At 70.9% G+C, this 13,054-nt stretch carries 12 protein-coding genes and 2 pseudogenes; 7 read left to right on the forward strand and 7 right to left on the reverse strand.

Annotated elements, in window-relative coordinates; translation table 11 throughout:
- Positions 1-164 precede the first annotated feature (164 nt).
- Positions 165-551 (reverse strand): ArsR/SmtB family transcription factor, encoded by a 387-nt coding sequence (locus tag CP977_RS33325; protein ID WP_152371407.1) that lies wholly within the window; start codon positions 549-551, stop codon positions 165-167.
- Between the two features lie 93 nt (positions 552-644).
- Here CP977_RS33325 and CP977_RS33330 point away from each other — a divergent pair, with 93 nt between their 5' ends.
- Complete coding sequence (locus tag CP977_RS33330; RefSeq protein WP_152371408.1) at positions 645-2,672, forward strand: heavy metal translocating P-type ATPase; 2,028 nt, start codon at positions 645-647, stop codon at positions 2,670-2,672.
- A gap of 166 nt (positions 2,673-2,838) precedes the next feature.
- Positions 2,839-4,113, forward strand: coding sequence for an APC family permease (locus CP977_RS33335; protein WP_269145151.1), 1,275 nt, complete (start codon positions 2,839-2,841; stop codon positions 4,111-4,113).
- A gap of 887 nt (positions 4,114-5,000) precedes the next feature.
- Here the strand turns inward: CP977_RS33335 and CP977_RS33345 are convergent.
- On the reverse strand, positions 5,001-6,695 hold the full coding sequence (locus tag CP977_RS33345; protein WP_062760296.1) for an alkaline phosphatase D family protein: 1,695 nt from the start codon (positions 6,693-6,695) through the stop codon (positions 5,001-5,003).
- 346 nt (positions 6,696-7,041) lie between these two features.
- Here CP977_RS33345 and CP977_RS33350 point away from each other — a divergent pair, with 346 nt between their 5' ends.
- Both CP977_RS33350 and CP977_RS33355 read left to right on the forward strand, forming a co-directional pair.
- Positions 7,042-7,401: a hypothetical protein gene (locus CP977_RS33350; RefSeq protein ID WP_109184858.1), complete on the forward strand. Its 360-nt coding sequence runs from the start codon at positions 7,042-7,044 to the stop codon at positions 7,399-7,401.
- Positions 7,402-7,512: 111 nt separating this feature from the next.
- Positions 7,513-7,707 (forward strand): annotated as a pseudogene (locus tag CP977_RS33355) (SAM-dependent methyltransferase); the annotation flags it as partial.
- A gap of 205 nt (positions 7,708-7,912) precedes the next feature.
- Here the strand turns inward: CP977_RS33355 and CP977_RS33360 are convergent.
- Entirely contained in the window at positions 7,913-8,323 is a 411-nt protein-coding gene (locus CP977_RS33360; protein ID WP_152371710.1) for a RidA family protein, read from the reverse strand.
- Between the two features lie 79 nt (positions 8,324-8,402).
- Between CP977_RS33360 and CP977_RS33365 the strand changes: the two genes are divergently transcribed.
- Positions 8,403-8,774, forward strand: coding sequence for a winged helix-turn-helix transcriptional regulator (locus CP977_RS33365; RefSeq protein WP_152371410.1), 372 nt, complete (start codon positions 8,403-8,405; stop codon positions 8,772-8,774).
- A gap of 284 nt (positions 8,775-9,058) precedes the next feature.
- Here CP977_RS33365 and CP977_RS35600 read toward each other — a convergent pair.
- The 4 genes and pseudogenes from CP977_RS35600 to CP977_RS33385 all read right to left on the reverse strand — a co-directional run.
- Positions 9,059-9,352 (reverse strand): annotated as a pseudogene (locus CP977_RS35600) (hypothetical protein); the annotation flags it as partial.
- A gap of 182 nt (positions 9,353-9,534) precedes the next feature.
- Positions 9,535-9,837: an MGMT family protein gene (locus tag CP977_RS33375; RefSeq protein WP_109184862.1), complete on the reverse strand. Its 303-nt coding sequence runs from the start codon at positions 9,835-9,837 to the stop codon at positions 9,535-9,537.
- Positions 9,838-9,844: 7 nt separating this feature from the next.
- Positions 9,845-10,060 carry a hypothetical protein gene (locus CP977_RS35605; protein WP_109184992.1) on the reverse strand — a complete coding sequence of 72 codons (216 nt, stop codon included), beginning with the start codon at positions 10,058-10,060 and terminating at the stop codon, positions 9,845-9,847.
- An 88-nt stretch (positions 10,061-10,148) separates the two neighbouring features.
- Positions 10,149-10,358: a hypervirulence associated TUDOR domain-containing protein gene (locus tag CP977_RS33385; protein WP_079131541.1), complete on the reverse strand. Its 210-nt coding sequence runs from the start codon at positions 10,356-10,358 to the stop codon at positions 10,149-10,151.
- 1,392 nt (positions 10,359-11,750) lie between these two features.
- On the opposite strand from CP977_RS33385, the gene CP977_RS33390 reads away from it, so the two are divergent.
- Both CP977_RS33390 and CP977_RS33395 read left to right on the forward strand, forming a co-directional pair.
- The gene (locus CP977_RS33390; protein WP_062760512.1) at positions 11,751-12,089 is read left to right on the forward strand and encodes an STAS domain-containing protein; all 339 of its coding nucleotides are present in this window, start codon (positions 11,751-11,753) and stop codon (positions 12,087-12,089) included.
- Complete coding sequence (locus CP977_RS33395) at positions 12,086-13,018, forward strand: anti-sigma factor RsbA family regulatory protein (RefSeq protein ID WP_062760302.1); 933 nt, start codon at positions 12,086-12,088, stop codon at positions 13,016-13,018. Before CP977_RS33390 ends, CP977_RS33395 begins: the two co-directional genes overlap by 4 nt.
- The last annotated feature ends 36 nt before the right edge of the window (positions 13,019-13,054 follow it).

Raw genomic sequence — 13,054 nt, forward strand, 5'->3', positions numbered from 1 at the left:
GCCTCGGAGTGGAAGTCTGGTTTTCGTCCTGACTGTTGTTCGAGCTGCCGTGACCGCGTCGGGCTGGTGGGACTTTTCGGGGTCCCGGAGGGGACGGCTGTGCGCTGCGTCTCCGTCGCCGACCGGAGCGCAGGGTCGAGCGGTCTTGGCGGGTGGCGGGCGAGTCAGCTCGGCGTGCGGGTGGCAGGCGTGGCGGCAGGAGTGTCGCGGACGCCCATGCGCAGGTGTTCGACGTGGTAGAGGGCCTGGTCGAGGAGTTCGGCGACGTGGTCGTCGTAGAGCGCGTAGACGATCGAGCGGCCGTGGCGCTCGCCGGTGACCAGTCCGAGGTTGCGCAGCAGGCGCAGTTGGTGGGAGCAGGCGGAGGCTTCCATGCCGACGGCGTCGGCGAGGTCGCTCACCGAACAGGGCCCTTCCTGGAGCCGGGCCAGGATGTGCAGGCGTGAGGGGGTGGCGAGGGCCTGGAGAGTGGCGGCGACGTCGGCGGTTCCGACCGCGTCGAGGCGCTCGCGCGTGGTGGCGTTGCCGTCACTGCCCATTCCGTGGCCCATGGGGACATCATACCGATGACATATGAAGACCTGTTCAGGTGTTCCTGTATGGTGAGGGCGCTGCCCCATCCGCCCGCGAAGGGTTGTTTTGTCATGTCTTCAGTTCTCGAGCGGCGGCCCGCGTCGTCCGCCACCGGTTCCGGCCTCGTGCCACCGCGGCACCGGACGCGGGTACTGGCGCTGCCGGAGGCCCGCTGGGCGCTGACCGCGCTGGTCCTGTTCCTGATCGCCCTGCCGCTGGATCTCCTCGGCGCCCCGGCGTGGGCACGGGCCCCGCTGTACGCCGCCGTCTACGTCGCGGGCGGCTGGAAACCGGCACGGGAGGGCCTGGAGGCCCTGAAGGACAAGACCCTGGACGTGGATCTGCTGATGGTCGTCGCCGCGCTCGGCGCCGCCGCCATCGGCCAGGTCCTGGACGGGGCACTGCTGATCATCATCTTCGCCACCTCCGGTGCGCTGGAGGCCGTCGCGACCGCCCGGACCGCCGACTCCGTGCGCGGACTCCTCGACCTCGCACCGACCACCGCGACCCGGCTCCTGCCCGGTGGCGAGGAGACCGTGCCCACCGACCTCCTCGGCGTCGGCGACACCGTCCTGGTGCGGCCCGGCGAGCGGATCGGCGCCGACGGCCGGGTGATCGACGGGACCTCCGACGTCGACCAGGCCACCATCACCGGCGAACCCCTCCCGGTTGCCAAACAACCCGGCGACGAGGTGTTCGCCGGCACCGTCAACGGCACCGGCGCCCTGCGCGTCCGCGTCGAGCGGGACCCCTCGGACTCGGTCATCGCCCGGATCGTGCGCATGGTCGAGGAAGCCTCCGAGACCAAAGCCCCCACCCAGCTGTTCATCGAGAAGATCGAGCAGCGCTACTCGATCGGCATGGTCATCGCCACGCTGGCCGTCTTCACGATCCCGCTCGCCCTCGGCGACGAACTGCGACCGGCACTGCTCCGCGCCATGACGTTCATGATCGTGGCCTCGCCCTGCGCCGTGGTGCTGTCCACCATGCCGCCGCTGTTGTCCGCCATCGCCAACGCCGGCCGCCACGGGGTCCTCGCCAAGTCCGCCGTCGTCATGGAACGCCTGAGCCAGATCGACGCCGTCGCCCTGGACAAGACCGGCACCCTCACCGAAGGCACCCCCCGGGTCACCGACATCCGCCCCGCACCCGGTTCCGGACTCTCGGAGAACACCCTGCTGGCGCTGGCCGCCGCGGCCGAGCACCCCAGCGAGCACCCCCTGGCCCGCGCCATCGTGGATGCCGCCCGCGAACGCGGCCTCACCCTTGCCGACGCGACCGACTTCACCTCCACACCCGGCGTCGGCGTCAGCGCCACCGTCGACGGCCACGCCATCCAGGTCGGATCGCCGGCCCGCCGCACCGCCGGTGCGGAAGCCGACCCCCTGGTGCAGGAACTCCAGGAGCAGGGCCGCACCGCGGTACTCGTCCTGCGCGACGGCACACCGGCCGGGGTACTGGGCATCTCCGACCGGCTCCGCCCGGACGCGAAGGCCACGGTGAGAGCCCTCACCGCCCTCACCGGCCGCGCCCCGGTCCTGCTGACCGGCGACAACGAGCGTGCCGCCCGCGACCTGGCCGCCGAGGTCGGCATCACCGACGTCCGTGCCGGGCTTCTGCCGCAGGACAAGGTCGCCACCGTCCAGGCATGGCAGAACGAAGGACTCCGGGTGATGGTCGTCGGCGACGGCGTCAACGACGCCCCCGCCCTGGCCGCGGCCCACACCGGCATCGCGATGGGAAAGGCGGGTTCCGACCTCGCTCTGGAGACCGCCGACGCCGTCGTCGTCCGCGACGAACTCGCCGCCATCCCTGCCGTCGTGAACCTGTCCCGAAGGGCCCGCCGCCTGGTGATCCAGAACCTGATCATCGCCGGGACCTTCATCACCGTGCTCGTGGCCTGGGACCTGATCGGCATGCTCCCACTGCCACTCGGCGTCGCCGGCCACGAAGGCTCCACCATCATCGTCGGCCTCAACGGCCTGCGCCTGCTGCGCGAACGGGCCTGGAAGAACCCCCTCGCCGGGAACACCGCACGAACAGGCACACCCGCCGCGACCGGTGCGGCCGGCTCCTGCCCCGCCAACACCCGCTCCTGAGGATGCCGCTCGCCGCCCCCGCCGCCCCCGCCGCCCCCGTCCCCACAGGCCGCCGCCCCGCCCCCTCCTTCACAGAACGGGCGAGCCGGGGGTGTTCAAGCCGATGCCTTACCGTGCCTGCAGACCGGCGGAGCACCGCGGGCATACCTGGCAAGGAGTCATGAACGTGAGCAGCAGTCCCTCGCCCGTATCCGGGGCGCCGGGTGAACTCCGGCGGCGTCTGGGGACGCCGGACGCGGTGGTGATCGGGCTCGGGGCGATGATCGGTGCCGGGATCTTCGCCTCCCTGGCCCCGGCCGCCCGCGCCGCCGGTTCCGGCCTGTTGCTCGGCCTGGCGCTGGCGGCAGTCGTGGCCTACTGCAACGCCACCTCCTCCGCCCGGCTCGCCGCCCTCTATCCCGCGTCGGGAGGCACTTACGTCTACGGGCGCGAGCGGCTGGGCGAGTTCTGGGGATATCTGGCAGGCTGGGCGTTCGTCGTGGGCAAGACAGCTTCCTGCGCGGCCATGGCCCTGACCGCCGGCTCCTACATCTGGCCCGGTCAGGCCCACGCGGTCGCGGTGGCCGCCGTGGTGGCCCTGACCGCGGTCAACTACACGGGCATCCAGAAGTCCGCCCTGCTCACCCGCGTTATCGTGGCGGTCGTCCTCGCGGTGCTCGCCGCCGTCGTGGTCGCCTCCTTCACCTCCAATGCTGCGGACAGGGCGCGTTTGGACGTCGGCTCGGACGCGACGGCGGGCGGGGTGCTCCAGGCAGCCGGGCTGCTGTTCTTCGCGTTCGCCGGCTACGCCCGCATCGCCACCCTCGGCGAGGAAGTCCGTGATCCGGCCCGCACCATCCCGCGCGCGATCCCGATCGCCCTCGGCATCACCCTCACCGTCTACGCGGCCGTCGCCGTGTCCGTCCTGCTCGTCCTCGGCCCGGACGGCCTCGCCGCCACCGACACCCCGCTGACGCAGGCCGCGCAGAGCGCCGGTGCCCCCCGGCTCGTCCCCGTCGTACGCACCGGCGCCGCCGTCGCCGCTCTCGGCTCCCTGCTCGCCCTCATCCTCGGAGTCTCCCGCACCACCCTGGCCATGGCCCGAGACCGCCACCTGCCCCACACGCTGGCCGCCGTGCACCCGCGCTTCAAGGTCCCCCACCGCGCCGAACTCCTCGTCGGCGCCGTCGTCGCCGTTGCGGCCGCGAGCACGGACGTGCGCGGGGCGATCGGGTTCTCCTCCTTCGGTGTCCTGGCCTACTACGCCGTCGCCAACGCCTCCGCCCTGACCCTGACCCCGGCGGAAGGCCGCCCGGCCCGAGTCATCCCCTTCACCGGCCTCGTCGGCTGCCTCCTCCTGGCCTTCGCCCTCCCGCCGTCCTCCGTGATCGCCGGAGCCGCCGTCCTCCTCGTCGGCGCCGGCGCGTACGGCATCCGCCGCGCGACCACCCACCGGCCGTAGGGGCGCCCGGCCCGCGGACCGGGGACGGAAGCCCCGGGGGCGGCGCGAGGGAAGCGTCGGCGCCGAGCAGGAAGAGGCGGTCGAGGCCGGTGGCGAAGCGGGGGAGCGCCTCGTGCGTCGGCGTGACGGTGCTCCGGCGCCCCAGGAAGCACGAAGCCCCCCCGGCCGCAGTGGCCGGAGGCGAAGGAACAGCCGGACGGGGGAGAGCGGCTACCCGGTGCGGGCTCCGGCGCCGGCAGGCGCTCGGGCACGGGGGCCTGCCGAGAGGAAACCTCCGGGGGACCGGTGCCCTCGCCGGAGACCGGTCTGTGACCATCACGAGGTGAGGGACTGCGGCACCACGAGCATCGAGTTCTGATCGGCGAACTGCTCCGGTGCTCCTTCACCGTCCGGTCGCGGAACTCGTCGCGCAGGCCCTCGGGGAAAGCCCTCCCGACGGACGCGCCCGCGCTCCGGGACTGCGTGCGGAAGCACGTGACGGGCGCACGCGCGTAGCGGGTGAGGTGCCGACGCACGATGACCGTCGAGGCCTGCGAGGAGCCCGGCCCACCGGGCCGGGGACAGCTCCTGACCTCCCGCCTCGCCTCTGCGGGGGCGACGGGCGGGAGGAGCTGCCGGGCGCTGTGGGAACACCAGGAGGGGACCCTCGCCCGGCGCCAGTGGGGAGGGCGCCATGCCTTCGATCCCGGCGAGCCCCACTCCGCCCTGGTCGACGAGCGGGGCGTCCGCGTCCTGGACCTCGCACCGACCGGGGGGGCGAGGGGCCCCTGCGACGATTGCCGCACACCACCGGGTTCCCGCGCCGTCGACCCTCATCCGAACGCCTGCTGTGCGCTTCGTTCCTCGGACACCGACGGCGCGGGCGGGACGCGTCGTCCAGTGGGACGTCACCTTCCTTCCGTCAGGACCCGGTCGAGGACTCCCGTGAGCCGTGCGCCCGCGCGGTCGGTTCCCCGGTGTCCCCGCTCGGCACCCGCCGAGGCCTTCTCCAGCCGCAGCCGCGCCGCACGTCCACGGAGCGTCAGGGTCATCAGCTGGTTTCCGAACCACGGTCCACCCGTGTGCTTCCATCGGACCGCGGGCCTCGTGACCCGTCCGTGGCGGGCGAGGAGGTGCCCGATCCCCCGGGCGAACCGACTCCAGCCGAAACGGAACCCGACTCTTATGGGTGTGGGCACCGAATTGTGCAGCGGTGAACAGGTGAACTGAAAGACGCGGGAGTCCGGCTGCCCCCCGGAGGTCCAGACGGGCTCCGCCACGTACCCGTGGTGCACGTCCCCGGAGAGCACGCACACCGTCGCCGGGGCGGCGTCGGCCCGGCCCACCTCGGCGATCGTCTCCGTCAGTCGTTCGAACGACGAGGTGAACGCCGCCCAGTGCTCGAGGTCGGCCCGTCGGCGCAGCCACTCGCCGAAGCGCGCCCAGCGCGGCCCGCGTTCACCGCGGCAGAGCGCCGCGTGCCAGCCCTCCGCGAAGTGGACCATCGGGGGCAGCAGCCACGGGAGCGAGGTCCCGATCAGCAGGTGGTCGAAGCCGCCGGGATCCTCGAACGCCTGTGTCCGCAGCCAGGTCGCCTCCTCCGCGTCCAGCATCGCCCGGTGCTGCTCCTCCAGCACCCGCGCGGCCCTGGTGTCGACCATCAGCAACCGGGTGCGGCCGAAGTCCCTGCGGTAGCTCCAGCGCACCGTGGCCGGATCGGCGTCGGCCCGTTCGGCGAACGCGCGCAGCACCTCCGTTCCGTCGTCGGCCGCCAGCACCGCCGCGTACAGCTTGTCCTCGGCGAGCTCGGCGGGGGAGAGGTTCCCGAGGTGCTGGTAGACCCAGTACGACATCAGACCGCCGGTGATCCGCTCGTGCCACCAGGGCGTCGCCCGCATGTCGGCCACCCAGGCGGCACTGGTGTTCCAGTCGTCGATGACGTCGTGGTCGTCGAAGATCATGCACGTGGGCACGGTCGAGAGCAGCCAGCGCAGTTCGGGGTCGCCCCAGGACTCGTCGTAGAGGTGGGTGTACTCCTCGTAGTCGGCCACCTGATCCGGCGGAGCGGCCGATCCGGTGCCGGCGGCCCGCCGGTGCCGGGCGATCCAGTCGCGTGTGCCGGCGGACGTCTCGTCCGCGTACACCTGATCGCCCAGAAGGAGGAGAACGTCCGGACGCCCGGCCTCCGGGTCGGCGGCGAGCCGGGCGGCGAGCGTGTCGAGGACGTCGGGACCCACCGGGTCGGACTCGCCCACGGCGGGCGCCGCCCACCGGCACGAGCCGAAGGCCACCACCGCGCCGGTCGCAGGGACCGATGGCGTGCGGATGGTGCTGGGCGGCAGGGACGAACGCGCGGGAGGCCACACCCGCTCGCCGTCGAGCAGTACTTCGTACGGGGTGGTCGAACCGGGGGCGAGTCCGGTCACGACCACCAGCGCGTAGTGGTGGCCGGCGACGCGGAACGTCGGCACCGAACCCCCGGCGCCGTCCGGGCACCGGACCTCCACCGCGCACGGCTGGTCCGTCTCGACCCACACCGTCGCGCTCGTGCCCGACTCCCAGTCCACATGACGCAGGAGCGGTCCCAGCCTCAGACCGGCCATCTCGAGTTCCTCCCGGTGCCTCGTACTGTACGGAACAGCCGATCCGTACAGTACGGAACGCCGACGGGAACCGCGTCGTTCCGGAGCCGGTCGATGCCGCTCAGCCCCACGACTGCGACCGGGGCCCGCCTCGGGGGAATCCGTCACGCACGCCAAGAACGCACTCTCACCGGACGGCTGGTCCCCGCCCCGCGCCGATGGCCAAGCAGGAAGGCGGCACGGGATCGCTCCTGAGCTCGGCGACTGCTGTCGCGAGGGGCCGGCAGGCCGGTGAGCTCGGCGATCGCCTCCCGGGACGGTTCGAGACGACGGCGGACGTTCTCCGGCTCCTCGTGTCGGACCGGCCATGAGCATCACCGACGGCCACCTGGAGGATTTCCGCAGCGCCGTCGTCCGGGCCGTGGCGTTCGCGGAGCGGCACGGCCCGCAGCTGCTGGTGCAGACCTTCGTGGACGAGGAGCGGATGCTCGCCCACAGCTTCCAGCTCTACCGGGACTCCGACGCGGTCCGCACCCACTGGAAGCTGGCGGACCCGTACATCCAGGAGGTGATGAAGCACTGCCGGGTGGAACACTTCGAGGTGTTCGGCGAACCGGACGCCGACGTGGCGGCAGGCGTGCGGTCGGCACTCGGCGACCAGTGTGGGCTCACGTCCGGCCCGCCCGTCGCCGGGTTCATCCGTTTCGCCACCGAATCCGGCATGTGACCTCCGCCGCGGTCCTGCCCGCGAGCTGGTCCTGTGAGGTCGGTGGGGTCCGCGCACCCTGTTTCCCCAGGCGAACGGGTAGCTGTAAGGGTGTGAGTCTGTGAGGCGGGACTGCGCCGAGAGGTGACGGACGCCGGCGCCGTGATCCACTTCCTCCGCAAGGTGATCCGGACGGTGCCCGGTTCCACCGTCGAGCAGTACCGCGACCGCCTGCGCGAGCCGCACGAGGAGAGCGAGGCCGAGGGCCCCTTCGTCGCCCGCTCCTCCAGGGCCCTCATCGAGGCACGAAAGCCTGAGCGCGCGTAAGAGCTCGCTGAGGCAAGCGTGTCCTCGTGGACGGTGGTGCGGCCGGTTGCCCCGGCGGTGGGTGGTCCGTGCCCATCGTCGCCTGTGGGGGTGGCCGAGTGCCCCTGCCCGTCCGCGGTGTGCGCAGCCCCCTCGTGGACACTCGCTGCCGGAGAGCGCGGGCCTTTCACCCCGCACAGGTGGACGGGCCGGAGCGAGCGGTCGGTCAGTCGACGAGGGCGGTGGCCTCGACTTCGACGAGTACGCCGGGGTCGAAGAGGCAATCGACGCCGATGAGTGACGACGGAGGAAGGGGCTGCGGCAGCCCGATCTCGTCCGCGACGCTTTCGACGCCCGCCATGAAGGCGCCGATCTTCTCCGGCTTCCACCGGGTGACGTAGATGGTCAGCCGTACTACGTCGTCGAACGTCGCGCCGGCTCCGGCGAGACCGCGTGCGGTGTTCCGCAGCGCCTGCGCGACCTGCCCCGAGAGGTCTCCCGGCGCGACGGTTGTCCCGTCCGCGAGGCTGGCGGTCTGTCCACTGACGTGAACGTGTCTGCTGCCGGTTCCGACGGCGACATGGTGGTAGGGCGCGGGCTGCAGCAAGCCCTCGGGGGTGAAACGTCGAACGGGCACGGCGGTCTCCTTGAAGCGACGGACTACGTATAGATTTGATACCTGGGCGACGCAGGACACTTCAACGAGACCAGGTTTCATGACCGATACCACCCCTTCCCGCAACGACGAGCTGAGTGTCCCGGCACCACACCGCGAACTGCTCGACCAAGTACTGGACAAGTGGTCTTTGAGCGTGCTCGGCGAGCTGTGCGAGGGACCGCGCCGGTTCAATGAACTGCGCCGTGCGATCCCCGCGGTCACGCAGAAGTCGCTGACCGCCACCCTGCGCAGACTGGAGCGCAACGGCATCATCGAGCGCGAGGTCGTGAGTTCCAGGCCCGTCGCGGTGGAATACCGGGTCGCTCCGCTGGGGAAGACCATGCGCCCTCCCGTGGATGTCCTCCTGGACTGGGCGCGGACGTACATGCCGCAGATCGAGAAGGCACGGGAGGCCTTTGACGCCAGGTGAGGTGCGGAGCGGGAAGACCGGCCACGCCTGTTCAGGTCCTGCCCGCCTCTCCGTCCCGGCCCGACCAGTCCGTCGCCCTGTCCGCCGCCGGACATCTCCATCCGTCGGTCGAGCCCGTACGCCGAGGGCTTCTGGCCGGCTGGTCGTCTTCGCCCACCTCCTCCGGGCGAAAGGTCCCGACCGGTACCGGCGAGCCGGACGACCTCCTCGACGCCCCGGCGTACCGGGAACTCGCCAACCAGGACTGAACCCGCCGGCTGGTCCCCGTGGCGGGTCGGTGGACGTCAGGCCGGGGACGGACGCTGATGACGGCTCCGCACGCGGTGGCGCCAAGCCGTGTGGACGAGGGGAGATTCGCCTGTTGGGGGCAAGCCCTCTGCAGGATGGGGAACCGAAAGCCGCCCGCCGCTCGTGGGCCCTTTCCACGAGGTCCGTTCCATGGGAAGGGCCATGCCCTGGTCGTCTGCGGCGACGAGGCTGATCAGGACGGTGTTGAGGTCGTCGTGGCGCAGGGTGGCCGGAGCAGTGGCGGTCAGCCGGGCTCCGGCCGCGCCGTAGGGCTCGCCCAGGGCGATCGAGCCGCCATGGGGTTCATGCGCTCAGGCCCAGGTCGAGTTCGGTGCAGTAGGCCAGCACCTGGGCGGCGAAGATTCGTCGTCGGCGACGGTGTCCACGTCCGTCAGGGACGGGCCGGTCCTGGTCGGGATGATTCGGGTCGCTGTGACGGGGACGGGGCTTTCGGTCCAGGGCGGGCCCGCGATCACGGCGATGGCGGGACGCGCGCGTCCCCATGGTGTCGTGCGCGTCGCATGTCCACCCGTGTGCCGCGCATCGGTGTTCCTTCTTCGGCCAGCAGCCGAGGTGCCTGACCCTGGTGGCACGTCGCGGGCGTGCCGTCCGCGTGGACGACGCGCCACCAGGGCACGCCTTCGTCGATCAGTCTCATCGCGTGCCCTACTTGCCGGGGGCCCGTTCCGATCCGTTCTGCGATGTCACCGTAGGAAACGACGCTACCGGCCGGGATGGCCGCGACGACCTCGCGGACCTCCGCGACGATGTCCATCCTCGCTTCACGAACCGCAGGGCGCGGGATAGGTGATATGTGCATCGTCAACATGTGCACACTCGTTCAAGGACGCCGGTTTCGTCACCGTGGCGGACATGATGTGCACGACCTCCGCACCGGCGACGAGCAGCGCGTGGATGATCGTATTTTTCTGCAGCATTGACGTCATCTCGTCGAAGGTGCGGGTCGAATGCCCGACGGTGTATACGCGGCTCGTCATCACCTCTCCGTTCCATGCCGCCGGGCCGCCCACCGCTATCGGGAGCGCGAGAGGCTGACCGTGCGGGCGGGCGCAAGGATCGACGGCATCAGCTCTTCTCCAGTGCGCTTCCTTTGTGCATGGCGATGTGACCCGTCTTGTCACTCTTGATCTCGTACTGCGGTTCGCTTTCCGTGGCGTGCCGCGCATGACCTTTGTATGTTGTTTCGCGGGTGTGTTTCTTGATGATGACGCCCTCTACGCGTCCCGCTTCCGAGTTCCAGCGCACGTGGTCTCCGACTTTGAATTGTTCGGTCATTATTCCCTCCTGAAGGTGTCTGGTCATGCAGCGCACCGGACCGGTATCCGTACGCGGTCTGGTGAGCCGCGACGGGGCGTCGGGAACGACCGGACCGTGGCGGCGGGACGCTCACAGGAAGTCTCCGTCCGGCAGCCCGGGGTGCCCGCCCATGCGGCGTGGCGGCGGCGGAGATCGACGATCTCGGTGTGCCGCACCTTGTCTTTATGGTGCTTTTGCCCCGGGAGAGGCGGATACTCACGTGGCAGTCCCGGACGAGGTGCCCGGCGGCGAAAGCGCGGGCCGGTCCGGTGGCGGAGAGCGCGCGAGCCCTGTGGTCGGTGGGAGGGGGCCGTTCCGGTGGGTGTCGTGAAGGACGAGGCCGGCCGCGAACAGGCCGAGTGCGGTGACGCCGAGACCGCGGGAGCGAGGCCCATGGCCTTGGTCGTCGAGCGCTGCGGGATCCCGAAGGCCAGGTCCACAAGCCCGGGAGCGCGACGAGCAGGGCTGTACCGACCGGCGGTGTTGAGGGCTACGGCGAGGTGGGACCAGAACCGGCTTCCGTCGGCCGCGTGGACGCGAACCCCACGAGGCTTCCGGTGCGGCAGACGACCGGGCGCCCCACACGGATCCTCTCGGAAAGTCGAGGGTGTGGGATCTGGGTTCGAGGGCATGCGGAGTGAAGCGCATGGGACCGCTGAAGGAAACGAGCCTGCTTGTACCCCCTGCCGGCAGGCTCTCGGGTTGTCGGACGGTCCGCACCATCGGGCGGTGGTGCGGACCGTCCGGCATGTTCCGGACCCCGGGCATCTATCGGGCGGTGCCTGTCGAGCGACGATGTGATCGTTCGAGGGTGTCGATTCGACGGGGGACCGTGGACGAGCATCTGTGGGTGCCGGTCGAGCCGCTGCTGTCGGCCTGCCCCGAGAAGGCCCCCGGCCGGTGCCGGTGCCGGTGCCGGACCGACAGTGCGTGCAGGGCGCCCTGCACGTGCTCCACGACGCCACTACCTGGCGACCGCTGCCCCTTTGAGACGGGATCCGGATCGGATCGAACCTGCTGGCGGCGACTGGACCGGCGGCAGAAGGCCGGGATCTTCTTCTCGCGGCTGGAGCTGGGACACGGGACGCGCCCGGCCCGTGTCAGCCGCATGATCGTGTTACGAGTTCTTGGCCGCAGGGCCGGACTTCGCACTGCGCGTACTGCGTATCGTCGACCCGGACCGGTTTTTCCCTTCCAGCCCGACCCTGCCGCTGCCACCGCGCAGGCGGCGGTCGGCCTGACCGGCCAACCCTGTCCATGGGCGGCGGTAGAGTGGCGGGTTGGAAGAGTCTCCTCCTGCCGACGGGGGCTCGGGTGGTCAGCAGACGGCTGACGGATCGAAGGAGTCCCGGCGTGGAAGCCCGACGTGTGATGGGCGGGCAGGGGCCGGCCGCCCCGCAAAGCACTGCTTTGGAGGTAGATCCGTTGTCCGGCCGTTCCGGGATACGTGTCCGTGGTGAGATCAGTGAAGTCACGCGGCCGCGCTGGGAGCACGCCCTTACCGAATTGTCCCAACGCCACCAGGGCGTCTCCTACGTGGAATTGTCGGAGGTGGCTTTCATCGACGTTGCCGGAGTCACGGCGCTCGCCGTGACCGCGATGGATCTGAACAGCGGACGGCTCGTGATCGAGGCGCCGCCGCCGCAACTGCCACGGGTCCTGGAGTTGTTCTGGCCGGACCTGGACCGGATTGAGGTGGCGTCGCGATGACCTCGGTGACCACCAGCGACGCATTCGTCCACCCCGCCCTCTTCTACCGCACCGAGCGGGAGTACATCCAGCAGACCCTCGCCTTCCTGAAGGAGGGGCTGGCTCAGCACGAGCCGATGGCTGTCGCGGTGCCCGGCCCCAACCTGGAGCTCATCAAGACTGCGCTGGGCGCGGACGGCGAGGGCATCCTGTTCCTCGACATGACCGAGGTCGGACTCAACCCGGGACGGATCATCCCCCGGGTGTTGCGGGGCTTCGCCGACGGCCACCCCGAAGGGCGTGTACGGATCATCGGCGAGCCGATCTGGGCGGGCCGGTCCGAAACGGAGTATCCGGCGTGCGCGCAACACGAGGCGTTGATCAACGTCGCGTTCGAGGGCCGGGCGGTGACGATCCTCTGCCCGTACGACGAGACCGCACTGGAACCGGAGGTCCTCGCGGACGCGCGGATCACCCACCCCCTGGTCATCGATGGTGACGGGCAGCAGAAGGAAAGCGACGTCTACGACTGGCGGGCGATCGCGGACCGCTACAACCAGCCGCTGGTACGTCCGGAGCACGCCCCCGCCTTCTCCTACGGCAGGCAGGACCTGCCTGAGGTCCGCCGTTTCGCCGTCGCCCGGGCGGTGGACCTGGGCCTGACGGAGGAGCGACTGGAAGATCTGGAACTGTCGGTGGCCGAGCTGACCACCAACAGCGTGGTCCACGGCGGGGGCCGAGGCACCCTCGCGGTCTGGGCGGAGCACAGCCGGCTGGTGTGCGAAGTCCACGACGGCGGCCGTCTGTCCGACTCCCTTGCGGGTCGCAGACCTCCCGAGCCGGGCCAGATCGGCGGCCGCGGCCTGATGCTGGTCCACTACGTAACGGACCTGGTGCGCCTCCACACGACGGCTGAGGGCACCACCGTACGGTTTTACCTCGATCTGTGAGGACAGGAGGGCAGCCCTCTGCCACACCGTGATGGG

The sequence above is a fragment of the Streptomyces cinereoruber genome (assembly GCF_009299385.1).
GTDB lineage: Bacteria > Actinomycetota > Actinomycetes > Streptomycetales > Streptomycetaceae > Streptomyces > Streptomyces bikiniensis.